This window comes from Arthrobacter sp. NQ7 (assembly GCF_029581595.2).
Taxonomy (GTDB): domain Bacteria; phylum Actinomycetota; class Actinomycetes; order Actinomycetales; family Micrococcaceae; genus Arthrobacter; species Arthrobacter phenanthrenivorans_B.
This window is the reverse complement of the sequence record NZ_JARFXU020000003.1, coordinates 131,803-156,691: the sequence shown is the minus strand read 5'-3', so window position 1 is coordinate 156,691 and position 24,889 is coordinate 131,803. Positions and strand designations below refer to the sequence as shown.

The 24,889-nt window shown below is 68.2% G+C and carries 28 protein-coding genes and 1 riboswitch; of the genes, 14 read left to right on the top strand and 14 right to left on the bottom strand.

Annotation, left to right across the window (positions count from 1 at the left end; genetic code table 11):
* Positions 1 to 4 precede the first annotated feature (4 nt).
* Together PUN71_RS05530 and PUN71_RS05525 are read right to left on the bottom strand one after the other, a co-directional pair.
* The gene (locus PUN71_RS05530; protein WP_277797625.1) at positions 5 to 871 is read right to left on the bottom strand and encodes a universal stress protein; all 867 of its coding nucleotides are present in this window, start codon (positions 869 to 871) and stop codon (positions 5 to 7) included.
* Between the two features lie 79 nt (positions 872 to 950).
* A complete protein-coding gene (locus PUN71_RS05525) occupies positions 951 to 1,409 on the bottom strand; it encodes a pyridoxamine 5'-phosphate oxidase family protein (protein WP_043451112.1) in 459 nt (152 codons plus the stop codon).
* A 265-nt stretch (positions 1,410 to 1,674) separates the two neighbouring features.
* Between PUN71_RS05525 and PUN71_RS05520 the strand changes: the two genes are divergently transcribed.
* The gene (locus PUN71_RS05520) at positions 1,675 to 3,387 is read left to right on the top strand and encodes a GAF domain-containing sensor histidine kinase (protein WP_277797723.1); all 1,713 of its coding nucleotides are present in this window, start codon (positions 1,675 to 1,677) and stop codon (positions 3,385 to 3,387) included.
* Positions 3,388 to 3,411: 24 nt separating this feature from the next.
* Here the strand turns inward: PUN71_RS05520 and PUN71_RS05515 are convergent, their stop codons facing one another.
* Entirely contained in the window at positions 3,412 to 4,035 is a 624-nt protein-coding gene (locus PUN71_RS05515) for a response regulator (protein WP_043451113.1), read from the bottom strand.
* Positions 4,036 to 4,369: 334 nt separating this feature from the next.
* Here PUN71_RS05515 and PUN71_RS05510 point away from each other — a divergent pair, with 334 nt between their 5' ends.
* On the top strand, positions 4,370 to 4,852 hold the full coding sequence (locus PUN71_RS05510; RefSeq protein WP_277797722.1) for a universal stress protein: 483 nt from the start codon (positions 4,370 to 4,372) through the stop codon (positions 4,850 to 4,852).
* A gap of 41 nt (positions 4,853 to 4,893) precedes the next feature.
* Here the strand turns inward: PUN71_RS05510 and PUN71_RS05505 are convergent, their stop codons facing one another.
* Genes PUN71_RS05505 through PUN71_RS05495 form a run of 3 tightly spaced genes read right to left on the bottom strand, consistent with a single transcriptional unit; the run spans position 4,894 to position 6,084 of the window.
* Complete coding sequence (locus PUN71_RS05505; protein ID WP_277797623.1) at positions 4,894 to 5,469, bottom strand: hemerythrin domain-containing protein; 576 nt, start codon at positions 5,467 to 5,469, stop codon at positions 4,894 to 4,896.
* On the bottom strand, positions 5,466 to 5,783 hold the full coding sequence (locus tag PUN71_RS05500) for a DUF3040 domain-containing protein (protein WP_277797622.1): 318 nt from the start codon (positions 5,781 to 5,783) through the stop codon (positions 5,466 to 5,468). The genes PUN71_RS05505 and PUN71_RS05500 overlap by 4 nt, the downstream gene beginning before the upstream one ends.
* Positions 5,784 to 5,820: 37 nt before the next feature.
* On the bottom strand, positions 5,821 to 6,084 hold the full coding sequence (locus PUN71_RS05495) for an SHOCT domain-containing protein (protein ID WP_277797621.1): 264 nt from the start codon (positions 6,082 to 6,084) through the stop codon (positions 5,821 to 5,823).
* Between the two features lie 227 nt (positions 6,085 to 6,311).
* Here PUN71_RS05495 and PUN71_RS05490 point away from each other — a divergent pair, with 227 nt between their 5' ends.
* The gene (locus PUN71_RS05490) at positions 6,312 to 6,989 is read left to right on the top strand and encodes a hypothetical protein (protein ID WP_277797620.1); all 678 of its coding nucleotides are present in this window, start codon (positions 6,312 to 6,314) and stop codon (positions 6,987 to 6,989) included.
* A gap of 72 nt (positions 6,990 to 7,061) precedes the next feature.
* On the opposite strand, the gene PUN71_RS05485 is transcribed toward PUN71_RS05490, so the two are convergent.
* The 5 genes from PUN71_RS05485 to PUN71_RS05465 all read right to left on the bottom strand — a co-directional run bounded on the left by PUN71_RS05485 (position 7,062) and on the right by PUN71_RS05465 (position 12,545).
* A complete protein-coding gene (locus tag PUN71_RS05485) occupies positions 7,062 to 8,054 on the bottom strand; it encodes a polysaccharide deacetylase family protein (protein WP_277797619.1) in 993 nt (330 codons plus the stop codon).
* A gap of 45 nt (positions 8,055 to 8,099) precedes the next feature.
* The gene (locus PUN71_RS05480) at positions 8,100 to 8,567 is read right to left on the bottom strand and encodes a universal stress protein (RefSeq protein WP_277797618.1); all 468 of its coding nucleotides are present in this window, start codon (positions 8,565 to 8,567) and stop codon (positions 8,100 to 8,102) included.
* Between the two features lie 75 nt (positions 8,568 to 8,642).
* Positions 8,643 to 10,364 (bottom strand): DUF4389 domain-containing protein, encoded by a 1,722-nt coding sequence (locus PUN71_RS05475; protein ID WP_277797617.1) that lies wholly within the window; start codon positions 10,362 to 10,364, stop codon positions 8,643 to 8,645.
* Positions 10,365 to 10,428: 64 nt separating this feature from the next.
* Positions 10,429 to 11,295, bottom strand: a complete 867-nt coding sequence (locus tag PUN71_RS05470; RefSeq protein ID WP_043451125.1) for a universal stress protein — start codon at positions 11,293 to 11,295, stop codon at positions 10,429 to 10,431.
* A gap of 98 nt (positions 11,296 to 11,393) precedes the next feature.
* Positions 11,394 to 12,545, bottom strand: coding sequence for an AI-2E family transporter (locus tag PUN71_RS05465; protein WP_277797616.1), 1,152 nt, complete (start codon positions 12,543 to 12,545; stop codon positions 11,394 to 11,396).
* Between the two features lie 126 nt (positions 12,546 to 12,671).
* On the opposite strand from PUN71_RS05465, the gene PUN71_RS05460 reads away from it, so the two are divergent.
* Genes PUN71_RS05460 through PUN71_RS05445 form a run of 4 tightly spaced genes read left to right on the top strand, consistent with a single transcriptional unit; the run spans position 12,672 to position 16,051 of the window.
* On the top strand, positions 12,672 to 13,103 hold the full coding sequence (locus PUN71_RS05460) for a hypothetical protein (protein ID WP_277797615.1): 432 nt from the start codon (positions 12,672 to 12,674) through the stop codon (positions 13,101 to 13,103).
* A 33-nt stretch (positions 13,104 to 13,136) separates the two neighbouring features.
* Positions 13,137 to 13,661, top strand: a complete 525-nt coding sequence (locus tag PUN71_RS05455; RefSeq protein ID WP_277797614.1) for a mycothiol transferase — start codon at positions 13,137 to 13,139, stop codon at positions 13,659 to 13,661.
* The gene (locus tag PUN71_RS05450; protein ID WP_277797613.1) at positions 13,654 to 14,598 is read left to right on the top strand and encodes a ribonuclease Z; all 945 of its coding nucleotides are present in this window, start codon (positions 13,654 to 13,656) and stop codon (positions 14,596 to 14,598) included. The genes PUN71_RS05455 and PUN71_RS05450 overlap by 8 nt, the downstream gene beginning before the upstream one ends.
* Entirely contained in the window at positions 14,582 to 16,051 is a 1,470-nt protein-coding gene (locus PUN71_RS05445; RefSeq protein ID WP_277797612.1) for a protein adenylyltransferase SelO, read from the top strand. The genes PUN71_RS05450 and PUN71_RS05445 overlap by 17 nt, the downstream gene beginning before the upstream one ends.
* A 119-nt stretch (positions 16,052 to 16,170) precedes the next feature.
* On the opposite strand, the gene PUN71_RS05440 is transcribed toward PUN71_RS05445, so the two are convergent.
* Positions 16,171 to 17,016, bottom strand: coding sequence for a C40 family peptidase (locus PUN71_RS05440; protein ID WP_277797611.1), 846 nt, complete (start codon positions 17,014 to 17,016; stop codon positions 16,171 to 16,173).
* A gap of 3 nt (positions 17,017 to 17,019) precedes the next feature.
* Positions 17,020 to 17,189: riboswitch (cyclic di-AMP (ydaO/yuaA leader) on the bottom strand.
* Between the two features lie 247 nt (positions 17,190 to 17,436).
* Here PUN71_RS05440 and PUN71_RS05435 point away from each other — a divergent pair.
* The 4 genes from PUN71_RS05435 to PUN71_RS05420 are packed head-to-tail and all read left to right on the top strand — an operon-like array spanning position 17,437 to position 20,211.
* On the top strand, positions 17,437 to 18,822 hold the full coding sequence (locus PUN71_RS05435; RefSeq protein WP_277797610.1) for an aggregation-promoting factor C-terminal-like domain-containing protein: 1,386 nt from the start codon (positions 17,437 to 17,439) through the stop codon (positions 18,820 to 18,822).
* 21 nt (positions 18,823 to 18,843) lie between these two features.
* The gene (locus PUN71_RS05430) at positions 18,844 to 19,203 is read left to right on the top strand and encodes a TraR/DksA family transcriptional regulator (RefSeq protein WP_277797609.1); all 360 of its coding nucleotides are present in this window, start codon (positions 18,844 to 18,846) and stop codon (positions 19,201 to 19,203) included.
* Positions 19,200 to 19,730 (top strand): DNA alkylation repair protein, encoded by a 531-nt coding sequence (locus tag PUN71_RS05425; protein WP_277797608.1) that lies wholly within the window; start codon positions 19,200 to 19,202, stop codon positions 19,728 to 19,730. The genes PUN71_RS05430 and PUN71_RS05425 overlap by 4 nt, the downstream gene beginning before the upstream one ends.
* A gap of 19 nt (positions 19,731 to 19,749) precedes the next feature.
* Positions 19,750 to 20,211: a DUF1810 domain-containing protein gene (locus tag PUN71_RS05420; protein ID WP_277797607.1), complete on the top strand. Its 462-nt coding sequence runs from the start codon at positions 19,750 to 19,752 to the stop codon at positions 20,209 to 20,211.
* Between the two features lie 35 nt (positions 20,212 to 20,246).
* Here the strand turns inward: PUN71_RS05420 and PUN71_RS05415 are convergent, their stop codons facing one another.
* Both PUN71_RS05415 and PUN71_RS05410 read right to left on the bottom strand, forming a co-directional pair.
* Positions 20,247 to 21,140: a glucose 1-dehydrogenase gene (locus tag PUN71_RS05415; RefSeq protein ID WP_277797606.1), complete on the bottom strand. Its 894-nt coding sequence runs from the start codon at positions 21,138 to 21,140 to the stop codon at positions 20,247 to 20,249.
* A 150-nt stretch (positions 21,141 to 21,290) separates the two neighbouring features.
* The gene (locus PUN71_RS05410) at positions 21,291 to 21,797 is read right to left on the bottom strand and encodes a metallophosphoesterase family protein (protein WP_043454534.1); all 507 of its coding nucleotides are present in this window, start codon (positions 21,795 to 21,797) and stop codon (positions 21,291 to 21,293) included.
* A gap of 71 nt (positions 21,798 to 21,868) precedes the next feature.
* Between PUN71_RS05410 and PUN71_RS05405 the strand changes: the two genes are divergently transcribed.
* From PUN71_RS05405 to PUN71_RS05395, 3 genes are all read left to right on the top strand, one after another.
* Positions 21,869 to 22,060 (top strand): DUF1918 domain-containing protein, encoded by a 192-nt coding sequence (locus tag PUN71_RS05405; RefSeq protein WP_277797605.1) that lies wholly within the window; start codon positions 21,869 to 21,871, stop codon positions 22,058 to 22,060.
* A gap of 42 nt (positions 22,061 to 22,102) precedes the next feature.
* A complete protein-coding gene (locus PUN71_RS05400) occupies positions 22,103 to 22,618 on the top strand; it encodes an NUDIX domain-containing protein (protein ID WP_277797604.1) in 516 nt (171 codons plus the stop codon).
* Positions 22,619 to 23,104: 486 nt separating this feature from the next.
* Positions 23,105 to 24,886 carry a glycosyltransferase gene (locus PUN71_RS05395; protein WP_277797603.1) on the top strand — a complete coding sequence of 594 codons (1,782 nt, stop codon included), beginning with the start codon at positions 23,105 to 23,107 and terminating at the stop codon, positions 24,884 to 24,886.
* Positions 24,887 to 24,889: the final 3 nt, after the last annotated feature.

Genomic DNA, 24,889 nt, shown 5'->3' with positions numbered 1-24,889 from the left:
CGGATCAGTCGCTATGCGGCTGCTTGTGCATCCGGGTGATGACGGTGGGGCATGGGGGCTGCGACAGGACAGCATGTGCCGTGGACCCGAGGAACAGCCTTTCGAAGCCGCCCTTACCCCGGCTGCCCAGGACCAGGAGCCGGGCGCCGGCGGCTGCACGGACCAGGGCGTCCGCCGGTTCCAGCACAGTTTCCATGACCGAATGCACCGGGAGGTCGGGGTAGTCCTGCCGCAGCCCGGCTTCGGTTTCGGCCAGCACGATCTGCTCCTCCTCCATCACGTGGGTGGCAAAGCTGCTCTGCGGGAGCCCGGCGGCGATCCAGCGGTTGGGACCGGTGAACGCGTAGAGGACGGTGAGTTCCTCGCCGAGCGCGTCGGCTTCGGCAGCGGCAAAGGCCACGGCCTGCGTCGCTTCGCGGGATCCGTCCACGCCCACCAGGATGCCGCGGCCGGCGTCCTGGCCGTCGCCGATGACGGCAACCGGGCATTCCGCCGCGGCAGCAGCCTGCAGGGCCCGGTCTGTCAGCGCACCCCGGGTCTTGCCGCTGGTGCCAAGCACCAGCATCGAGGCCTCTTTCGAGTAGTCACCCAGCGCGGCACCGACGCCTCCCTCCAGCAGCTGGAGCGTCACGTGCAGGCCCGGTTCGGCGGCAGTGGCTTTTTCACCGGCTTCCTTCAGCAGGGCCAGCCCCGATTCACGCAGGACTTCAAGGTAGGGAAGGACTTCCGCTGCCATCCACCGGTCGTCAACAACATTGACGACGGCGAGCGGGCACTTGAGCCTGTTGGCCCGGGCTGCCGCCCACAACAGTGCGGCATTGGACGCCGGGGAATCAGTGATGCCGACGGCGATGGGCTGGGCAGGTGCCATAGAGAACCATCCTTGTGGGTGCGGGGTGCGTGGTGGGGGGGGGGTGGGGCCGGCCGGGGTCCGGTCCGACCCGGGGGGACTAATCCGCCGAGGGCTCGCGGGGCGGCCACCAGTGGGTGGGTGCGGCGATGACGAACCGCCGGCCGCTGAGCTCCTCTGGCGTGATCCGGAGCAGGACGTTCTTTTGGCCTGGCTGCCACGGGGACAGTCCTGCGTCCATGGCGTCCTGGATCTCCTCCTCATCCGAGACGACGGCGCCGTGGCCCTTGAGGATGACGCTCCACGCGATGGTGCCGTACTGGTTCATTCCATCGGCCTCCACGGCGACCGGTGTCCGCCCGTCCAGGGCGGCAAGCCTGGTCCCTTCGCCCGTCCGGATCAGCAGGGTGCCGTTGGTGGGTACGAAGTTCACCGGGAAGTTTTCCACGCCGTCACCGTCCCTGAAGGCAATCCGGCAAATGGAGGTTGAACGGAGGTACCGCCAGCAGTCGTGGACGCCGAGTTCCTTGATTTCAGGTGCAGTCGCTGCGCTGTTCATGGCCGTAGCCTAGGGCGGGAAAAGTGGTGCCGGTAGGGAAGAAGGTCCCGCAGGTGGCACCGCCCTTCGCTGCAGCGGGGCTGCGGGCCGCCGGACGGCAGGACAGGCCGTTGACGTGGGCTTCTACAATGGTCCCAGGCCGGTCTTCCAATCGACGTGAAGGTCCGGTTTGGGGGCGGGGACAGGACTCCGTTTTCCGGACACTTGGATCTCGCCGGTAGCCTGCAGCGCCGCAGGTTCCTGACGCAGGAGGTGGAACGTGAGCATGGAGCACCCCTGGCACGCGCCCATGAGGGACAGAGTTGAAGACATGCTCCGGGACTACACGGCCCGCGGGCATGAACTCCTGGATACCCAGGAGCGCATGAATGCCCTGTTGGCCGCCGTGGTGGCCCTTGCCGAGGACCTCAGCCTGGAAGCTGTGCTGGACCGTCTTGTCCGGTCCGCGTGCGCACTGGTGGGCGCCCGGTATGGTGCCCTGGGCGTCATCGGCGAAGACCGCAAACTAAGCCACTTCATTACCGTGGGGATTAACGAGGAAGGCATCCGTTCCATCGGTGACCTGCCCACAGGGCACGGCGTCCTGGGCCTGCTCATCCGGGAACCCAGGCCCCTGCGGCTCCACGACCTCGGCCAGCATCCAATTGCCTCCGGCTTCCCGCCCAACCATCCGCCCATGAGGACCTTCCTGGGCGTTCCGGTCCGCGTCCGGGACGAAGTCTTCGGGAACCTGTACCTGACGGAAAAGCAGGGCGGCGAGGATTTCACCACCGAGGACGAGGACCTCGCCGTGGCCCTGGCCGCCGCAGCGGGCGTCGCCATCCAGAATGCCCGCCTCTTCGAAGACAGCAGCCGCCGGCAGAAATGGCTGGAGGCAGGCATGGAACTGAGCAGCCGGTTGATCATGGCGTCACAGCCCGGGGACGCGGAGCAACTGGATATCGTGGCCGATGCCGCCCTGAGGGTGTCGGAGTCCACGCTTGCGGTCATTGCCGTCCCGGCCGGCGGCGGTGCCCTTCGGTGCCGTTCATCCGTTGGCGTGCAGGGTCTCCGGGCGGGCCAGGAGCTGAAGGTTCCGCCTTCGCTGGCGGGTGTTGTGGAAAACGGGGGATCGTTCGTGGCCAGGGATCCGCGGCAGCTCTTTGATGACGGGGTGGCGGAGAAGCTTGGCTCCGTCCTGGTCTGTTCGCTGGGTCACAGCGGCAGCGACAACGGCGTCCTCCTGCTGGCACGCGCCCAGGGGACGGCGGTCTTCAACCAGGCCGAAGCGGAGTCCAGCGCCATTTTCGGAAGCCGGATCGGCCTTGCCCTGGACCTTGCGCGGGCGAACGCCCAGCGTGAACAGAACCTCCTTTTCACCGACCGGGAACGGATCGCCCGGGACCTGCACGACCTGGTGATCCAGCGGCTGTTCGCTGCCGGGCTGAGTATCCAAAGCCTGCGCCGGTACACGCTGGACCCCGTGGCGCATGAGCGCATCGCGGCCGTCACCACCGAACTCGATGAAACCATCCGCAAGCTGCGGGATACCATCTACTCGCTGCGCACCGCGGATGAGGAGCGCGAACCCTTGACGGGACGTATCCTGCGGGCGGTCCGGGAAAGCTCGCGCAGTTATGCCGTAACACCCAAGGTGTCCCTGGATGGAGCAGTGGACTCCATTCGGGAGGACGTGTCCGTCCACCTCCTGTCCGTGCTGTCCGAGGCGCTCAGTAATGCGCTCCGGCATTCAGGCGCCGACGACATCCAGGTGACGGTCGCCGTGGAGCGTCCGGATCCCGGCACCGGGGATGCCGCAGCAGGCAGGGAACGGGTACAGCTCGTGATCAGTGACAACGGCCAAGGCTTCACGGAGCCTGCCCGCGTCAGCGGCCTGGCGAACATGCGGCGCCGCGCTGAACTGCTGAAAGGCAGCTGCACCATCGAAAGTACCCCGGGGGTGGGCACCACCGTAAGGTGGTCCGCCAGGCTTGCCTAGTGCGCCTGCGGGCAGGTCCGCCCGTTAAGCGGAGTCGGAGGAACTCTTGGTGACGTAGACCGCTGCCTGCGTCCGCCGCTCGAACCCCAGTTTGGCCAGGATGGATGACACGTAGTTCTTGACGGTCTTCTCGGCCAGGAACAGCTCGTCGCCGATCTGCCGGTTGGTCAACCCCTGGCCGATCAGCGCCAGCACCTTCTTCTCCTGGGCGCTGAGGCCCTCCAGCCTGGGATCGGTGTGCACCGTGGAAAGACCCGTGATGATCTGCTGCTCCACCCCGGGTTCGAACAACGATTCACCCGCTGCGGCTCTGCGGATTCCGGCCAGGAGGTCATCACTCCTGATCTGCTTCAGGATGTACCCGGACGCGCCTGCCAGGACTGCGCCACGGAGTGCCTGCTCGTCGTCGTAGCTCGTAAGGATCAGGCACCGCAGGCGCGGATCGAGGGAACGCACGTCCCGGCATACTTCGATCCCTGTTCCGTCCGGAAGCCGCCCGTCAAGGATTGCGATGTCCGGATGAAGGGCCGGGATGCGCCGGGTGGCCTCCGCAGCGGATCCGCTTTCGCCGACCACGAGGAATCCTTCACCTTCCAGCAGGTCCTTCAACCCCTGCCGGACAAGCTCGTGGTCATCCAGGATGAACACCCGGACGGGTCCCGGAGATCCTGTGGCCCCGTCAGTTCCTGCTTCACCCTTATGCACCGAGAGCTCCCCACATTTTCAGGATCAGTACCCCGACGACAGCGGGGTGGCCCCTGGGAGGGCCTGCCCCCATTCTTACCCGTCAAGGGGTGCCCGGGAAGGGACCAAAGTCCGCGCGCCGCAGGGAACCCCGCCATCCGCCGCTGCCCGTCCTCCCGGTAGCCCGGCGCACGATGACTTTTGGCACTGTTCCCGGGCGCGTTTCCGGTCCAGGCTGGGGCAACAGCACCAAGGAGGGAACGTGGCACCAGCAGGGGACGGGATACCAGCCACTGGTGTGGCAACCGGGGCTGCCCCGGGAAACCACCCCAGGATCATCGTGGGCGTGGATGGATCTGAAGCGTCCATGGCTGCACTGCGCGTGGCCGGGGCGCTGGCAGAGCCGCTCTCGGCCCGGGTGGAGGCGTGGGCCTGCTGGGACGTTCCGGCCGGCTACGGGGTGTACCTGGCAGTAGGGATCGAGGGCTTCAGGTACGCGGCCGACCAAGTGCTCCAGCAGACCCTGACGGACGCGTTCGGGGAGTTGCCAGGCTTTGTGCATCCCCGGCTGGTGCGCGGCAAGCCCGGCCCGGTGCTCATTGACGCCAGCCGCAACGCATCCCTGGTGATCGTCGGCCGGCGGGGACATGGAAGCTTCGTTCCCGGTTCGGTCAGTTCAGCATGCGTGAGCCACGCACACTGCCCCGTGCTGGTGGTGCACGCCCCCGAAAAGGCAACCGGGACCCGTCCTGACGGGGCCGGCGCCGCTGTGGTGCCCTGAAGCGCGAAGGCCCAACCCGGCGTCGTACTGCTCCCGCCGCATTACCCGTGCCCGTGCTGCCCGTGCCGGTGGCGGTCCTTTTCTTCGCCGTGCGGTGCAGCGTGGTGGTGGGAACCGGCATGCCCGCCGGTACCCACCAGTTCGTGGAGGCCTTCAACCGCCCGGCTAAGGGACAGCCCGGGGGAGGCCACGATGAAAGGCATCAGCAGGCGGTTCTCCTTGTCCAGATGCAGGGCGAAGATCCGCTGGATGGCGCCGGCGGCGACCGCGGCAGGGACCCCGTCCGCCGTCCTCAGCTCCTCGACCAGGTCCACGATCACCTGGTGCTCGGCCAGCATGCCGTCCACCAGAAGCTTCGCCTCCGGCATCCCGTGGGGCCCGCTGTACAAGGGGCCCTCTTCCGCCAGGGCGTGCGGAACGAGTTCCTTGTCGCACCAATCCAGCAAAGCCGCCTGGGTTGATTGCCCGGCAGCGGCGTCCCCTGCCTCCACCGCTTCGGTGAGCAGCCCCACCAGAACGTTCAACTGCTTCAGCATCCCGGCATGGTGGGCCTCCACGGACTGCAGCGCCCGCGTTTCCGCGGAGGACTCCTTGCCGGCCCCCGTAGCCCCGTTCATCCGTTGTTGCCTTCCATCTGGTTGACCTGGCCGTCCACCTTCCGTGGAGACCAGCGAAGGTCCTTCAGTGCCCAGTAGCACGCGGCGTTCATGACGGCGAACCCCGCGATGCCCACGTAAGGGACCCGGATCACCAGGCCCAGGAGCAGGACGCAGACGCCGGCTGCAAAGAGGACCAGGCCGCGCGTGACCCGGCTCCGCAGGGACAGTCCAACGGCGTGCCGGCCAAGCAGGGCGGCCAGCCTGGGGTCTTCCTGCTCCAGGCCTTGGCGGATCAGTTCAAGTTCGCGTTTCTCGAATTCAGAGAGTGGCACCACTGCCCCCTTATGTCCTTTGCCCAGGGCCAGAAACTCAAGCGCCCGGGTGGCCGCGCAGGACAGCCAGCCGGTTCTGGTATTCCGCGGTGTCGATTTCCCCGCGCGCGAACCGCTCGGCCAGGACGTCCTCCGCGGCACGCGAAGGCGGCGGCTGGGTGGCGTGCGGGGACGGTGTGCGCAGGAAACGGGCCAGCAGGACGATACCGGTGATGATTGCCCCCCAGATCACCACCATGCTGATGCTCATCAGCACATAGCCCCACCAGCCCATGCCGTCATTCCAGCCGTACACTTCCATGACCTCCGGTCCATGAAGGCGGACGCCAACCGTCTGCTTCCGTTACCAGTATTGGCCGCTGCGCGTGCGTGGGGGAGAGCCATTGGTCCTGTTCCGGAGGCGGGGTCCTCCTGCCGTCTGTTCCGGCGGCCGGAGGGGCTTTCGGCACTGGCACGGGGCGGGCGCCGGCATGATGCTGGACGGCGGGTGGCTTATGGGAGTGCGCGCTTGCGAAAGGAAGGCGGCCAGTGGAACCTGCCGCAAGGGCCGACGACGGCGGGACATCCGGACGTGCATACCTCGCCGGATGGGTGGGCTGGGTCACCCTGGGCGAAAGCCTGGGCTTCCTGGCCCCGGCCCTTGCCCAGTTCGTTGCCGCCACGTTCCTGCCGGACGCTCTCTTTGGGCTGCTGGTTGTGGCGGGCCTTGCCGAGGGCGGGATCCTCGGCTGGTTCCAGGCCCGGATCCTGCGGGTCCGGCTGCCGGGCCTGTCCACGGCCCGGTGGACTGTGCTGACGGGGTTGGCCGCCGGCGTCGCCTGGTCCGTGGGGATGCTGCCGTCGACTTTTGCAGGGTGGCAGGACTGGCCCCCGGCCGCGCGGATTGGCGCAGGCACGCTGGCGGCCGTTGTGCTGCTCGGCTCCATCGGGACCGCCCAGTGGTGTGAGCTGCGGAGGTTGGAGCGGCAGCACCTGATCAGCCGGGCGTGGCGCTGGATTGCCGGGAGCGCCGCAGCCTGGGCGGCCGGCCTGGCAGTGTTCACGCTTGTTGCCCCGCCCTTGTGGCAGCCGGGCCAGCCAGCCTGGCTGGTCGCCGTTATCGGGGTCGCTGCCGCCGTGCTGATGGCGGCAGCGATGGCCCTGGTCACCGGCCTGGTCCTGCTCCGCATTGTCCCGGACGCTGTGCCCGCGCGCGGCCGGGGCTGAACGACGCAAGGCGCACGCCGCCGCACCTGCATGCCGGCAGCCCTGGCCCCCGACTCCCGGGAACCGCCTCCCTCACCGGCCCAGCAACGCATCGAGGGTGGTGAAGCCGTAGCCCGCAGCCCTGATGCCATCGATGACCTGGGGCAGGGCGTCGGCATCCAGGGTGGTGCCGTCGTCGGGGTTGGAACCAATGTGCATGAGGACGATTTCACCGGGCTGCAGTCCTGCCTGGACGCGGTCCGCAACGATCTGGACGCTGGCACCGCCACTGGTTCCTTTCCAGCCCAGCGTGTCCACCGTCCACCTGACCGGCACATATCCCAGCGAGTTGACCGCGGCGATGGTCCGGGCGTCGCGCTCACCAAAAGGAAAGCGGAACAGGGGCCGCGGATCGCCGCCGGCTGCGAGGATTGCCTGCTCCGCCGCAAGCACCTCTTGCGTAATCCGGGCGCTGTCCAGCCCGGTGAACCCCGGATGCGTCATGGAGTGGTTCGCCACCCGGTGCCCTGCCGCGGCAATATCTGACACGCCCTGCGGGTTGCTGGCCGCCCAGTTCCCAGTGAGGAAGAACGTTCCGGCAACGCCTTTCGAGGACAGGGTGGCCAGGATCTTCGGCAATCCGGCCGCGTTTGCCCCTGCGTCGAAGGTGAGGGCAACCACGCGGCCCGCCCCCGGGATGACCGTGAGGTCCTGGCCGCGGAGGGACTCCGGAAACGGCGGCGGCGGGGGTGCGCCTGGCTCCGCCGGCGCCGTTGGCTGGGCCGGGGGTTCACCCGGTTGCCCGGCGGGCGGGGGCTCGGCGATTGGCGGGACCGTGACGGGCGGCTCCACCGGAGTCTGGCCGGCTTCAGGCGTATCCGTCTCCGACGGCGGCGGGGAGAAGGACGGGCCGGTCGTGCCGGACGGTTGTCCGGATGCCGGCGCGGACGTGGAAGGGGATGACGACGGCGGACCGGCCGTCCGCGCCGGAAGCAGCAGGGCCAGGACGACGGCGAGCACCACCAACGCGACTGCGAGCGCGACGGCGGGCGCCCGCCGTCGCGCTCCACCATCCGGCACTGCCATCACCCACCCCTTGCGCTGACCCTGGCCTATGCCCTCCTGGGCAGGTCAGGAACCGCTGGGGCCGCCCGGTGGGGTCTCCGGGCTGTGGACCACCAACACCGGGCAATGTGCGTGGGCGACCAGCGCGGAGCTGACGGAACCCAGCAGCAGGCCGCCGAATCCGCCGTGCCCCCGGCGCCCCACCACGATCATGTCAGCGTCCCGGCTGGCGTCGATCAGCGCCTCCCGCGGATGGCTCCGCACCAGGGTGGCGGTGACATTTTCCGGGATGCCCGGACCGAAGGCCTGGGCCACTGCCTCGTCCAGGACCTTCCGGGCCCCCTCCTCGAAGCCCTCGACGCCCATCATGACGTAGCCGCTGTACATCTGGGGGTACTCCCAGCAGGCCAGGGCCTGCACCTTGGCCCCCAGGGGGGTGGCAAGCCGCTGGGCCTGGCGAAGCGCCTCCACCGACGCCTCCGAACCGTCCACGCCCACCACAATCCTTGCTATCGGTGCCCCGGCAATGCTCATGTCCCGCTCCCTGATCGGATCCGTGTTGTCCCGCCCATCATCGCCCGGGGACCTGCCATGGGGTAGGGCCTAAGGTCACGGCGCCGGTGGCGGCGGTGCGCCGCCCGGGGAGGGCGGTCCTGCAGGCCACGCAGGCGCTGCAGCCCATGCGGGCTCCGTGGGTCCCTGGTCCAGCCGGAACGGCGGATATTCGTCCCGCATCAGCGCGGTGTACACCATGACCCGGTAGATCCAGCGGTCCACGCCGAGGATGAGGTTGAACAGCGGGCGCTGGTAGCGGCCGGTGAACAACAGGATCACGGCCGCGATCAGGACCAGCAGCCCCAGCAGGGATAGGCCTGAACCGCGCTCATAGGTGCTGCCCACCACGTTGTCGTTCGCCTCCCACCTCCACACCGACCCTGTGGTTCCGGCGAAGGCCGCCACCAGGAGCAGGTGCGGAATGGACAGCAGCCACCACTTCACCAGGACCAGGCCCCGTGACAACCGCTCCGGATAGTCCACATCGAAGTCGGCGGGGTAGTTGGTGCGTTTCAGGGTGAACGGCGGGTACAGGTCCGTGCCGACGGCCGCATAGGCGTAGAACGCCACCCGCCAGTTCCAGCGCATAACGCCCACGTTGAAGTCGAACAGGGCCCGTGGGTACCGGCCAGTGAAAAGGATGGCGAACCCTGCCACGACGGTGGTCACCACGAACGCGAACCAGAGGAAGAACAGCAGGATGAAGTGCGGTATGGCCAGGAACCACTTGACCAGCCACATCCAGCGGGACAGGCCGGGATCGATGTCCCCGACGAGCCTGGCGGGGTAAGCACCGGGGCCGCCGGAGGCCGTGCCGGACGCCTGGAGCGGAGGCACGGGGGCGGGTGCGGCGGTCGCGTTGCCTTGCCCCCACGTTGCAGCCGGCGCGGAGGCCGGGACCTGGCCTGGGCTTCCTCCTCCCTGCGGTGCGGGGAGGGGTGGTCCGGCAGTCCCTTGGCCTGGCGGGTAGGGGCCGGGCGGGTACGGACCGGTCTGGTACGGGCCGGCGTAGCCCCCGCCCGGGTAACCTGGTCCCGCCATCACAGGTCCACCGGCCGCCGGCCCTCCGGCACCCGGACCAGGCCCGCCGGAAATCGGCGGCCCTGCGTGCCGTCCCAACCCAGCGGCGCCAAAGACAATCAGCGGTATGCCGATGACCAGGGCGATGACGCCGCCCACGAGCAGGCCGGTGGCTGCCGGCCGGATCAGGTCGGAGCGGAAGCCCGCCTGTGCCTGGACGTCGATGCCTGCGGAGGCGTCGGCGTTCATCACCACCACTTCCCATGCCCCGGGCGTGATGTTCCAGGTGAGTTCCTGTTCGCCGGTCCCCGAGACGGAGGCAGTCCAGAAGCCCTGGCCGGTGGGCGGCGAGGCGGGGTTGCCGCCGGGTACGTCACGGTAGTCGGCGCGGAAAGGCCGCTGCCGGATGTTCAGCAGCTCCGAGTGGTGCACGCCTGACAGGTACTGTTCGACGTCGTCCTGCCGCCCGATGCCGATGAACACGGGTTTGTCCGGCGTTACTGAGCCGATCCGCAGCCGGAGGGTGCCGATGTCGAAGGGAAGCCGTCCCGGCACGTCCTCGCCGATCGCGTCCGCCCGCGGCGAAGTCAGGGCGAAGGAGTTGACGGAGAAGCGCGACGTGCCGGACGTCAGGTATCCGTCGCCCTGGATCGAGCCCACGGCCGATGCCACGGCTCCTCCTGCCAGCGCGGCCAGTCCGGGAAGCGCGATCAGGATCCCGAGGATCAGCATGATGATGGCAGCAGGTTTTTTCATGACGGCCTAACCTTCCGCGACGGGTACGCCGGAGTAGGGCAACGGGATCGGCGGGCGGTGCGGCCTAGATGGTGCCTTTGGCTGCTTCGGTCCGCGTGATGATGGTGGTGCAGGGGAGATGCTTCAGGACACCGTGCGCGGTTGAACCAAGCAGCAGGCGCTTGAAGGCACCCCTGCCGCGGCTGCCAACAACCAGGAGGCGTGCTCCGGCGGCCGCATCGACGAGCGCATCCACAGCTCCCTTATCTGTTTCGAGGCGCTGGTTCACCGTCAGGTCCGGATAGTCTTCCTTGAGGCCGGCAACGGTCTCCGAAAGCACAACCCGTTCCTCCTCCACGATGGCGTCCGCGAGGGCAGCGGGTGTCAGTCCGGCATCGACGACCGGATTTGGAGCGTTCACTGCGTAGACAACCGTCAGTTCGTCCCCGTCGCGGTCCGCTTCGGCGGCTGCGAACGCCACCGCCTGCGTGGCTTCTGCTGAGCCGTCGACGCCCACCACCACGCCGGACCTGCCCTCGGGATCGTGGGTTCCGACGACGGCGACCGGGACCTTGGCCCCCGTGGCCACCTGGAGTGCCCGGTCAGCGAGGGCGCCGCCCATGTGGCCGCTGCCTGAGCCGACCACCATCATGGAGGTCTTCTTCGAGTACTTGGCCAGGGACCCGCCCACGCTTCCGGTGAGCAGTTCCGTCGCCGGCGTGATGGGCACCGCCCCTTCGAGGCGCCCGGCGGCAGTCTTGAGGAGCTCTTCGCCGGCCTGCTGCAGCGTTCCGAACCATGGATAGGGTTCAGCGACCCAGCGGTCATCGACCACATGGACGATCACCAGCGGCAGGCCCTGGCGGTGGGCGCGCCGCGCTGCCCACAGGACAGCTGCCTGGCTTTGGGCTGAGTCGTTGGTGCATACAGCGATGGGTTTCCGGGATGGCATGGCCGCACTTCCTGTTCGTCGTGAACTGGTCTTCCTGCCACTCCAGACTGGCCCCCTAGCCGCAGGCACTGTAGGGCCAAAAGTCACGGAAGCGCTGTTCAGCGCGGGGCCTCCGGTGCCGCCGGCGCGATTGGTTCCGGGCCCGGCGCGTCCCTGTCAGCAATTGTCTTGTAGATGGTCCAGCCGACGGCGGCCACGGGCACCGCCAACAGGGCGCCGATGACGCCGGCAAGCGTCGCCCCGGCAGCCAGGGCGAGGATGATCACCAGTCCATGGATCCGCAGGACGCGTCCCATGAAAAGCGGCTGCAGGATGTGGTGTTCAAACTGGTTGGCAGCCACCAGGATTACCAGGACAACCAGTGCGGTAACCGGTCCGTTTTCCACCAGCGCCACCAGTACGGCGAGGCTGCCCGCGGCGGTCGCTCCGATGATGGGGATGAAGCCGCCCAGGAACACCACCGCTGCCAGCGGGACGGCCAGCGGAACCCGCAGGATCAGGAGCCCGGCCAGGACAATCACGGCGTCGATGGCCGCGATGATGAGGGTACCGCGGACGTACCCGCCGAGTACCACGATGCTCCGTTCCGCCGCCAGGTGTGCCTTGCCCTGCTGGCCCGCCGGCAGAAACCCAATGAGGAATGCCCTGATTTGCCCGCCGTCCTTGAGGAAGAAGAACAGGATGACCGCCGTCAGCACGGTTCCCGCCGCAATCTCCCCGGCGGTCCTCAGGCCGGTCAAAGCGTCGGCGCCCAGGCTGCCCCCGGCAAGGAATTTCTGGAACTCCCCGCGGGCCGCATCGATCTGGTCGCTGGTCAGGGCGACTGGACCGGTGGTGATGAATTGCTGCAGTTGCCCTATTCCGGCCTCGGCGCGTGCCGCCAGGACCCCCGCCTGGTCGCGGACCACGGCCGTGATGCCTCCCACCACACCTGCCATGACCGCAACGATCAGCAGGAAGGACGCCAGCACCGCCAGGGCGCGCGGCCAGCCCCGTGAGGCGAGCCAACGGACCGCCGGGGCCATCGCCGATGCCAGGATCGAAGCAATCAGGACCGGGACAAGGACCAGCGGAACCCGGGTGACGGCCTGCACCACCACCCAGGCCAGCGCCAGGACGGAGAGTGCCTGGACCGATCGGATGCTAGCCCGGCCCAGGCCGTCCGCCCAAAGTGCCGCCATCCTTGCGGGGAGGGACTGCGGCCGGGACGGTTCCGCCCCCCGCCCCTCCGGCGCTGCATTGCTTTCCATGGGTCCTCCTGCCGTGACTGAACCTCAAAGCGTAGTTTCTCCTGGCGCACCGCATGGTTCCCAGGCACGGCGCTTCCTCAGTATGCTTACTATTGTGAGCCTCCGGACAACGAGAAAGGCAGCAACATGACTGAACAGAATGTCCCCGACGATGAACTGGAAGTCGTAGAGGATAACGACGTGATTCTCGACGAAACTCCCGGCGCGGCGTCATCCCTGGAACTGGACCCTGTCTCCGGGGAGCCGGACAGCTATCCCGGAGCTGCCGAAAACAACCCCGACCGCTGGCGGGAAGACCCACTGCTGCAGGACGAAGGGGTAAGCGGTGAAGAGGAAGACTTCCTGAGCGAGCAGACGCTGCGGGACGAAACCGCGCAGGCCCGCTACCGTGCCGGCGACGAGCAGGTGCCGCCGGATTCCCCAACGCTGGGGGAGGCGGCGGCCGATGTGGACTTTGGCGAGGCACCAACCGGCCTCGAAGCGGATGCCAGCGACGACGAGGAGAACTTCGGCGGCTCGCCGTTGAGCGAGTTCGAACCCGACGACCTGGAACGCTAGCAATCAGGCCGGTCTGGCGCTGGGAGGGGAGCCATGCACTCGAAAGAACTGCTGCAGGAGGCCTTCGGCAGGCTTCCGGGCCTGGTCGAGCAGATCCTCGACGGGCTCAACGACGCTGACCTGCACAGGCGCCCGTCCGGCAACGGCAACTCCATCGCATGGCTGGTCTGGCACCTTGGCCGCGTTGAAGACGCGCAGGTCGCGGCCGCCGCCGGGCTGGAACAGGTCTGGACCGCGGAGGCTTTCGTTTCCAGCTTCGGCCTCCCGCTGGCGGCCGGCGATACGGGCTACGGGCACTCGAGCGGGCAGGTGGACGCCGTCCGGGCGTCCGGGGACCTGCTGCTGCAGTACTACCGGGCCGTCCACCGCCAGACTGCCGAATTCCTGGACAGTGCCGACGACTCCGGCCTGAACCGGGTGGTGGACACGCACTGGGATCCGCCCGTGACCCTGGGCGTGCGGCTGGTCAGTATTTTGGGGGACTGCCTCCAGCATGCTGGCCAGGCCGCCTACGCCAAAGGCCTGCGGGCCGGACCGGCAGCTGCCGGCGGTGCGTGAACTCGTGGTGCTGGGAACCGCATCCCAGGTTCCCACCCGGACCAGGAACCATAATGGCTACTTCCTGCGCTGGGACGGTGAAGGGTTCCTGTTTGACCCCGGCGAGGGAACCCAACGCCAGATGATCCATGCAGGGGTCTCCGCCGGCAGCATCACCAGGATCTGCCTGACGCACGTGCACGGCGACCATTGCTTCGGCCTGCCCGGAGTCCTGTCCCGGATGGTCCTGGACGGCGTAGCCCACCCGGTCCACCTCCATTATCCCGCCTCAGGCGCCGACGTCGTCAGGGCCCTCATCTCCGTCAGCACCCCCGGCCTCGACCTTCGGCTGCACCCGCACTCCGCCGCGGGCCATGTGGCCGACGGCCTGGCCGTGCGTTCGCTGAAGCACCGCATCGAGACGTACGGCTACGTCCTGGCCGAGCCGGACGGCCGCACCATCCTGCCCGAGCGGCTCCGGGCCGCCGGGATCCACGGACCGGACGCCGGCCGCCTGCAACGCACCGGCCGCCTCGGCCCAGTGACGCTGGAGGAGGTCAGCATTCCGCGTCCGGGCCAGCGCTTTGCCTTCATCATGGACACGGCACCGTGCCCGGGCGCGGAGGAACTGGCCGACGGCGCCGACCTGCTGGTCACCGAGTCAACGTTCAGTGACGACGACGGCGGGCTGGCGGCCCAATACCTGCACCTCACCGCCGGGCAGGCAGGGGACCTGGCATCGTCCGGGAGGGCGCGGACACTGGTCCTCACCCATTTCTCGTCCCGGTACGGCGACGACGTTTCGCTCCTCGCGCAGCAGGCGCGGGAGCGGGCCCCCGCCAGCAACGTCATCGCCGCCGGCGACCTGGACCGCATTGCCGTTCCCCCGCGGCGGCAACCCCGGCACGCAGCAGGCCAATCAACGGCGATAGGGTTTAATCATGACGGCAGCAGCTGAATCCACGGTCATTTTCGACGGCCGCTTCGCCCGTGAACTGGCGGAGTTGGCCGTTCCCTGGCAGGCCGAGGACGCACCCAATCCCGAACTCCTGGTCCTCAACACCAGGCTGGCCCAGGACCTGGGGCTTGATCCCGCGTACCTCCGCAGCCCCGAAGGAATACGGATGCTGGCAGGGAACCATGTTCCCGCCGGCGCCACTCCCGTGGCCCAGGCCTATGCCGGTCACCAGTTCGGCAGCTATTCACCGCTCCTCGGTGACGGTCGCGCCCTGCTGGTCGGTGAGCTCACGGACACCAACGGCCGCCTGGTGGACCTGCACCTCAAAGGGTCCGGCCGCACGCCGTTCGCCCGGGCCGGAGACGGCCGCGCCGTCGTCGGACCAATGCTCCGTGAATACGTTGTCAGTGAAGCCATGCACGCTTTGGGCATTCCCACCACCCGCTCGCTCGCCGTGGTGGCCACCGGACGACAGGTCCGGCGCGACGGCATGCTGCCCGGCGCCGTCCTGGCCAGGGTGGCAAGCAGCCATCTGCGGGTGGGCAGCTTCCAATACGCCAGGGCCACCGAAAACCCCGGCCTCCTCAAGCGCCTTGCGGACCACGCCATCAGCCGGCACTATCCACACGCCGCCGACGCGGACAATCCCTATCTCGCGCTGTACGCCTCGGTGGTTTCCGCCCAGGCCGAACTGGTGGCGCGGTGGATGCTCGTCGGGTTCGTGCACGGAGTCATGAACACGGACAACATGACCATCTCGGGAGAGACGATCGATTACGGCCCATGTGCGTTCCTGGACGCCTTCAACCCGGCCGCCGTCTACAGCTCGATCGACGTCAGCGGCCGCTACGCCTACGCCAACCAGCCCGTCCTTGCCGAATGGAACCTCGCCCGGCTCGCCGAGGCAATGCTGCCGCTTATCGACGAGGACCAGGAGAAGGCTGTGGCCCCCGCGGTGGACGTGCTGGGCGGCTTCCGGCGCCAGTACAGCGCGGCGTGGTCCAGCGGGATGAACGCAAAGCTGGGCCTGGCCGCGGCCGGCGGGGAAGAGGCCGCAGACGCCTCAGCGCTGGTGGACGACGTTGTCGCCCTCGTGAAGGACGGCCCGGTGGACTACACCCGGTTCTTCCGGAACCTCGGCAAGGCTGCCCGGGGCAACCTGCGCCCGGTTCGTGGCATGGTCCTTGACCTTGCAGCCTTCGATAGCTGGATCCGACGGTGGCAGGCGCTGGACCCCGACGCGGAACTGATGGACAGCGTGAACCCGGCCTACATCCCCCGTAACCACCTCGTGGAGGAGGCGCTGTCCGCCGGGACCGCGGGAGACATTGCTCCCTTGCAGCGGCTGTTGGAGGCCGTCACCGACCCCTTTACTGAGCGGACCGGCCTGGAAAGGTATGCGGAAGGTGCCCCCGAAGACTTCGGCAACTACATGACCTTCTGCGGTACGTGACCTGTCAAAGGCGCCGGCCGCAGGCTCGCCGCGCCGGCGGGACGCGGAAGGGCGGCAGCCGGTATACCGGCTGCCGCCCTTCTGTATGACACCGCTTCGCCGGGCGAAGCTGTGGGAACCTAGGCTACGCGGACCACGGAGTAGCCGCTGAGCCAGCTGATGGAGTGGACCTGGGTGGTGTATCCGTTAACGCCGCCGCTCACAACCTGGCCGTCGCCGGCGTAGACGCCCACGTGGCCGGAGGTGATGATGAGGTCACCGGGGGCCGGAGCACCAACCACCGTTCCATACTGGAAGAACTGGGTCGGGGCCAGGTCGCCGACGCTCTTGCCAACGGAGCGCAGTGCATTCTCGACCATCGCGGTGCAGTCCTGGTTCACACCGACCTGGCTGTAGGCGGATGCCAGGATGGCCGCGCCTGTTCCGGTGCCCGTGGTGGCCGCGGCCGGGGTGGCTGAAGCGTAGGACATGTTCATGCCGGTGTTCGTCGGTGCGCTGGCCGCCGCAGTCTGGACGGGCGCCGGTGCCGGAGCCGGTGCCGGAGCCGCCGTGTAGCCCGCGCCAGGGATCTGGATCTGGTCGCCCGGGTAGATGATCGAGGACAGACCCAGGCCGTTGGCGGCCAGGAGGTCGTTCAGGCCGACGCCGTAGGCCGAGGCGATGGCGCCGAGGGTGTCACCGGAAACGACGGTGTGCACGTTCCCCGTGGCCGCCGCGGGGGCCACGGCGGGCGCGGCAGGCGCCGAGTAGGCCTGGACGCTGCTGTTCTCAGTGGTGTCCGCTCCGGTCACACCCGCGTGGGCCGGGGCGCCCACACCGAACGCAATGCCGGATGCCGCGGCTACGGCGAGCGCAGGGCGGCCCAGTGTGCGGGCCTGGGACTTGGCTGTAACGGCGAGGCCCTCGAGCACAATGGAGCGGGCCGGAGTCGCGCGGTGACGGGCAGAAGTTGAAATTTTTGACACGGTTGATCGCCTCTCCCATGCCTGCGGGGTGAGCTGTCGGGTTCGGGCTGGAGATACCCGGCCGGAAGCACCCCGCGACATACGGAGGCGCTATCGACTTAACCCCTAGGCCACATGTGGCCGTGGAAACTTGGTTCCCCCGTCCCTGCCAGCTGGAGCGGTTGTATCCCATGATCAGCGGCAGGGCTCGGCATACTGATGGGAATGTCCCGACTGAGAGGGACACCAAACGACCATAACCCGAGCTCCCCGCAATTGTCACATTTGGATAACATGCGAGGCGATTCTCTCAGATTCGCCAGCGAATGGACTTGGCCCGACTTTCCCGTGGTGACCTTGGTGGACGCCGCGAAGGGCCGGGTAACAATCACGACACGGATCCATGCCTGCGGGCCATAGCGGAGGGTAGGCTTCGGGACTATGCCCCTGTTCGTGATCCGCCCCCGGCTCCCGCTGACCGCGGTCCTGTTGGCCTTGGCCGTGGCCGGCTCCCCCCTTCACGCGGCTACGGCGGACGATCAGGACCCGACTGCCGGCTACCCCTCCTGGGCTGACGTGCACGCCGCGCAGTCATCGGAGGCCGCGAAAGCAGCCGAAATCAACGCCATTACCGGCCTCCTGGACGGATTGCAGGAGCAATCGGAGGCCGCCGGGGACGCTGCCGTCCGGTCGGCGGCCGATTACGCCGTGGCGCAGGCCGGACTCGACTCCGCGACACAGCGGCTGGACACCCTGTCCGCGCAGGCGGCAAGGGCCAACGATGAACTGGCCAGGCACCGGAAAGACCTGGGCGCCCTTGCCGCGCAGTCCTACAAAACCGGCGGCACCAACGCGGGTTTCTTCGTGGCACTGGACGCCCTCGGCACCAACAGCGTGCAGGGGCTGAACCTGGTCAAGCTCGTCGGGGACAAGACCGCCGCACTGGTTGAAAAGGCCGGGGCCACGGGCCAGGTCGCCGCCGCACTCACCGAGCAGGAAAGGGCTGCCAGGAACGAGCGGGAGCGGTTGTCGGCGGAGGCCAAGGCAGCACTGGATACTGCCCGCTCGGCGCGTGACGCGCTCGACCGGCAGCTGGCCCGGGAGCAGCAGCACAGCACGGAGCTGACGGCGCAGCTCGCAGCCCTGAAGGGAACGACGGCGGCCCTTGAGGGGGAGTACCGGCAGGGCCGGGCGGCCCTGGCTGCCTACGAAAAGGCCCAGGAGGCCAAGCGTGCTGCGGCAGAGGAACAGGCCCGCCGGCAAGCGGCCGCCGCTGCCCGGCAGCCCGCACCCGCCGGGACCCCGGCCCTGTCCGGTACTCCAGGGCAGGAAAGCCCCACGCAACCGAACCCACTTCAGCCAAAACCCGTCCAGCCAAACCCTGTCCAGCCAAATCCCGTGCAGCCCGGCGTTCCCGCCGGCGACCCTGGGCCGCCTGCTCCCGGCACCGCTCCCGTGGCACCCGCCCCGCCATCCCCGCCCGCCGTCGTCGTGCCTTCCGTTCCCGGCGGGTCCGTGAATGACCCGGCCGCGGCGAAAAGCTACGCTTCCGGACGCCTCGCCGCCTTCGGCTGGGGCCAGGACCAGTTCCTGTGCCTTGCCCAGCTCTGGACCAAGGAATCGGGGTGGCTGACCACCGCCACCAACCCCTATTCAGGCGCCTACGGGATACCCCAGGCCCTGCCGCCGGGAAAGTATGCCAGCGCCGGCGGCGATTGGCTGACCAGCTACCGCACCCAGATCGAGTGGGGCCTCGGCTACATCCGGGACCGCTACGGCTCCCCGTGTGCCGCCTGGAACCACTCCGTGTCCCTGAACTGGTACTGACTGACGCGCTAGGCTTTCCCCATGCCAGATTTCGAACGGTTCCGCGCGCTGCTCGAAGATGAGCGGGCACGGCGCCTGGCACTGCTGCCCGCGCTGCGCGCCGACATTGAGTCGGCAAACTTGGCACGCCGCGACTCCAACGTCGACGATGAGCATGACCCCGAAGGCTCCACCATCGCCTTCGAACTCTCGCAGGCCTCGGCGCTCCTGAAGCAAAGCTCGGCCGGACTTGATGAGGTCGAAGCTGCCCTGGCCCGGCTCGCCGGAGGCACCTACGGCCTCTGTGCAGTGTGCGGGGAACCCATCGCCGAGGGCCGGCTGGAAGCGCGGCCCTGGACGCCGTTCTGTATCCTGCACGCCGCCACGGGGCGCGGACAATGACGGGCGCTGCGGAGACAGTGTCCGCCGCGGCGGAATTCATCGACCGGACCCTCCAGAACGAAGGTGCCTGGTACCGCGCGGACGAGGTGGCGCACCGGGTGGGCGGGCTTCTTGCCTCCTATGGCTCCTCGGTCGGCGCAGTCCGCGGCACGGTCCGCGATGCCCTGCGGAAGTTCAAGGACCTTGACCATGACGCCACCGTCATGCTGGCCTCCGCCCTGTGGGGCCAGCCGCGGCCGGGCGTCCGGCCGGTTTTCGAACGCCGCCTGGCCGCCGTGGTGCTGCTGCAGTCGCGGGTTGGGCTGCTCCGGCACTCGGACCTGACCCGGCTGGAGGGGTTCCTGCGGTCCGCCCAGTCGCGGGACCTGGCAGCGCCGCTGCTCGCCGATGTGCTGGCACCGATGCTGGCCGGTTTGGGGGAGCGGGAGCGGCAACGGGCTGCCGTTGTCCTGGCGAGGTGGCGGGAAGACCCCGACCCCCAGCTGCAGGCTGCCGCTGCAGCCCTTGAGGAAGACCTGTCCCTTTGAACGCACCCAGGAGAACGCCATGAATGAACCGTTTGGCCTTGACCGCTTCGTCGCTGCCCAGGACAGCGGCGGAACCTATGAGCAGGCCCTGGGGGAGCTCCAGGTGGGCAGCAAGTCCGGGCACTGGATGTGGTTCATCTTCCCGCAGATTGCCGGGCTCGGGCAGAGTGAGACCTCGCGCAGGTATGCCATTTCCTCGCTCGCCGAGGCCCGTGCGTACCTGGACCACGAGGTCCTGGGGCCCCGGCTGCTTGAATGTGCCATGGTCCTGGCGAACCACGCCGACCAGTCGGCAGAGGACATCTTCGGCGGCATTGACGCCAAAAAGCTCCGCTCGTCCATGACACTGTTTCTCCGGGCCGCACCCGGAGAAACAGTGTTCAAGACCGTGCTGGCCCAATTCTTCGGCGGCGAGCCGGACCCCGCCACTGACCAGCTCCTGGCGGCCCAGGATGCATCGGACCACGAGGCCGGCGGCTGAGCGCAGTCACCGCCGGCGGTCCCCGGGAGCCGCCGCTACGGGGTGGGGCTGCCGCCGTTGACGTTCAATGTTTCGCCCACCACGAAACTTGACTCGGGGGAGGCCAGGAAGACGTAGGCGGGGGCGAGTTCGGCGGGCTGGCCCGCGCGGCCCAGAGGAGTGGACTGGCCGAACTCCGGCAGCTGCTCCTTTGGCTGGCCGCTGCTGACCTGCAGGGGCGTCCAGATGGGGCCGGGAGCCACGGCGTTCACCCGGATCCCTTTAGGCGCCAGCTGCTGGGCCAGGCCCTTGGTGAAGTTGTTGATGGAGGCCTTGGTGGTGGCGTAGTCCACCAGGGTTGGCGACGGATTGTAGGCCTGGATGGACGTGGTGTTGATGATGGTTGACCCCGCCGGCATATGCGGAACGGCGGCCTTGGTCACCCAGAACATGGCGTAGACGTTGGTCTTGAGCGTGTGGTCGAATTGTTCGTCCGTGATGTCCTGCAGGTCCTCCTGGGCCACCTGCTTCCCGGCATTGTTGACCAGGATGTCCACGCCGCCCAGGACGGCCACCGCGGTGTCCACCAGGTCCCGGCAGGCTGCGGAGTCCTTGAGGTCTCCCGGGACCTTCACGGCCTTCCGGCCGGCCGCTTCGACGATGCCCGCAATACGGGCCGCGTCCTCCTCTTCCTGCGGCAGGTAGGAAAGGACGACGTCGGCACCCTCCCGGGCGAAGGCGATGGCCGTCGCGGCGCCAATCCCCGAGTCGGCGCCGGTCACGATCGCACGGCGGCCTTCCAGCCGCCCCGTGCCCCGGTACGTCTCCTCGCCGAGGTCGGCCCTGGGCTCAAGTTCTGCATCCAGGCCCGGCTCCGGCTGGTGCTGCTTGGGCGGGGAGATCTTTTCGTAGGCAGTAACGGGATTGCGGAACGTGTACTGGTCAGTCATGGCGGTCCTCCTGTTCGTGCGGACTCCGGGCCGGTCCACCGCCCGGACTCCGGGGAAACTGCGGCTGCCCACCGGCAACAGCAAAAGCTAAGCATGCTTACGTTTCCCAGCCTAAGCAAAGATTCACCGCCCTGCCAAGCCCGGGCGGTGTCAGCCGCGGCCGACCTCCACCAGGGTGACCCGTGCCAGCTGCCCGGCATCGACCACCGCCTCCATGAACGTGCAGGCCGGCTGGCGGCGGCGGTCCGTGGGCGACCCGGGATTCAGCAGCCTCAGTCCGCGGGGTGAGGTGGTGTCCCAGGGGATGTGGCTGTGGCCGAACACCAGCACGTCCGCCGACGGGTACAGCGCCTCGCACCGAAGTTCGCGGCCCTTGGCCTGGCCTGTCTCGTGCACCATGGCAAAGCGGATGCCGCCGAGCGTTGCGGTGGCTGTTTCCGGCAGCCGCCGCCTCAGGTCGGGTCCGTCATTGTTGCCATACACGCCGAGCAGCCGCCTGCTCCGGCGTTCGAATTCGTCCAGCAGCGCCGCCTCCACCCAGTCCCCGGCGTGGAACACCACGTCGGCCTTTTCGACGGCGGCCCACACCTCCGCGGGCAGGGTTTTGGCGCGTTTGGGCACGTGGGTATCGGCGATGAGGACCAGGTTCAACGGCATACCGGAATCCTGCCACGTCGCCCTGTTCCACGCCTGCGTGGAGTCGTAATCTGGGGCTGGAGGTGATTGCCATGGAGGCAGCCCAAGGAGACCGCATCGTGGTCCATGGAAGGACGGTGGGGTCCTCGGACCGGCATGGAGTGATCCTGGAAGTCCGTGGCGAGGGCGGACGCCCGCCCTACGTTGTCCGCTTCGACGACGGGCACGAAACGGTCATGTATCCCGGCGGCGATTTCGCCGTCGACCACGGACGCGACACCTGACGCGGGACTGCATCCCGGCGCTTCACCTGTCAAACTGGAGTGATGGATCACCCACTGCCCTCCAGCATGTCCTCCACCCCGCCGCCGCGCACCGGTCCGCGGGACCCTGGCGACGCCTGGGTGGAAGGTGACCGCGGCCGGTACTGGGGCAGGTTCGGCGCCGCGGGAGTCCTGGCCTACGACCCCGCAAAGGGGGTGCTGCTGCAGCACCGTGCCGTCTGGAGCCACAACGGCGGTACCTGGGGCCTGCCCGGCGGTGCGCTGCACGAGGGCGAGGAAGCGGTTGATGGTGCCCTCCGGGAAGCTTACGAGGAAGCCGCCGTCCCGCCGGACAGCGTGGAAGTGCTGTTCACCTCGGTGCTGGACCATGGCTACTGGTCCTACACCACCGTGGTGGTGCGGGTGCAGGAATCCTTCGAGCCCGTCATCAGCGATCCTGAAAGCATCGCGCTGCTGTGGATTCCAGTGGCTGATGTGGACTCCCTGGAGCTGCATCCCGGCTTCGCCGCGTCCTGGCCGGACCTGATGGCCAGGCTGGACGCCGAAGAATCCTGGTAGCCAGGCCTTGCCCCTGATGCACGCGCGGACGCTGCGCTGAGGGGCTGGATCCCGTCGAAAAGCAGTTCCGCCCGGGAGAACGCCTGGTGACTGCCCCCAAAACAGGGTAAGTCCGGCTGCGAAATTAGGTACCCACTACTGGTGCCCGCCGCAGGACCGGAGCCGTATGCTCCAGGCTACGGCGACGTCGTGGCTGCTGGAAGGCTGGACAGACAGGCAACCGGACACCCGCCGCAGCAGCCCTGGCATGCCGCATTCCGGGGCCTTGACCCATTGGCCGAACATGAGTCCGCGCAATACAGCAAGGTTGGTGAGCCAGTTGCCTCTTCCCCTCCTCTCACCTGTTGCACCATCGGCGCCCGACGGCGGACTGCCAGGCCACGGGCCGGCAGCGGTCCCGGCCCGAACCATACATCAGCGGCATCAGGCTTTCGGCGCCTCCGAGGCATACCCACAGCACCCGTTCGTCCCCCTGGTGCAGGCACTGTGACCGCCGCCGTCGATGCCCCCCGGCGCAACCAGGGGCGGCTGCGGCTCCACGACCTGGGATTCGCGTTGGCGGGCCTCATATCGTTGCTGCTCGTTGCGGGGGCGGCCTCCACCGTGGCGGTACCCGTCACCAGTGACCTCGGCCTCGTCGCGGTGCTGCCCTACCCCTACTGGATAGGCCTCGTGCTCATCAACGTCACGTTCGTCGCGGCGCTGCGCGGCAACGCCGGCGGACCGGCGGGACGGGCAGTGATGATGTGGCTGCTCGCGGTGCTGGTGCTGGAACTGTTCGGAACGGCGGCCTTTGTCACCGATGTACCACGCGGCGAAGTCGCGTTCCGGCATCTGGGGATCGCCGACGCCCTTTCGAGCACCCAGGAAATCGATCCGGATATTGACGCCTACTTCAACTGGCCGGGCTATTTCGCGCTGCTGGCCACGATCATCAAGGCCACAGGCCTGGCGCCGGCAACGATAGCGCTCTGGGCTCCCGTGGTGAACGTAGGATTGTGGCTTGCCGGCCTGGGTGTCCTGGCGCGGTTCCTGACGGCTGATCCGCGCCGCCGCTGGCTTGTTCTCTGGCTCTTCTGCCTCGGTAACTGGCAGGACCAGGACTACCTGTCGCCCCAGGCCTTTGCCTTCTTCCTGTACCTCGTGGTGATCGCCCTGCTGTTCGGCCCATTGGCATCACGGCCGGGGACGTTCCGCGGCTTCAGGCCCGCCAACCTTGCGGCGTGGTGGCGGGGACGGTCCCCCTGCGAGGAGCGGCCGCGGCACCGGGTGGGTGCGTTCGTGGCGGTGCTCCTGCTGGTCGCCGTTATCTGTGCCAGCCACCAGCTGACGCCCTTCATGATGCTCATTGCCATGATCGCCCTCTGCCTCAGCGGACGTGTCTGGACCAGCCGGCTGCCCTTGATCACCGCCGTGATCCTTGCGCTCTGGCTGGTCTATCCTGCCAGTGCCTATCTCATCGGCCACCCGCCGCTTGAGGACGCGGGTCTACAGGGGGCGGTTGCGGCGAATGTCGTCGACCGCGTGACGGGTACCCCCGGCCATTCGCTCGTGGTGAAGGTCCGCATGGTCCTGACCATCGTGCTGTGGGCCCTCGCCGCGGCAGGTGCGCTGCGGGACTGGCGCGCGAAGCGCCTCGACATCCGGGTGGTCCTGCTCGCAGTTACCCCGATCCTGCTCTTCCCGATGCAGTCCTACGGCGGGGAAATGCTCATCCGCGTCTCCTTGTTCGCACTGCCCTTCGTCGCCCTGCAGGCGTCCTCGATCCTGCTGCCCAAGGACGGCAGCGCGCGCCTTCCCCTCCGCAGCATGGCGGTCCTCGTCCCCACCTTCCTGGTGCTCTCCCTGCTGATCGAGACCAGCAGGTTCGGGAATACCAAATTCGACATCTTCACGGGAAGTGAGATGGCCGCGGTGGCCGAAGTTGAAAAGATGGCGCCCCACGGCGCGGCCATCATCTCCGCTGCCCACCCCACGCCATGGCGAAGCGACGCCTACCTGGAACACCGGTACCGGACAATGGACGATCTGTGCCGGCGAAACCTGTCGGCAGCGAGCTGCGGGCCGATTTTCTACAACTACGGCCGGCACAACCCCGCCGGTGCCTACGTGCTGCTCATGCGCTCAACAGAGGCGAGCCTCGAACTCCAGGGCCAGACCACCGAGCGCAACTCCGCCCAGATGGAAGACTGGTTGAAATCCCAGCCAGGTGTTGAACTCGTGTTCAGCAACGCCGACGCACGGATTTACCGGCTGCCCACGCCCTGACGT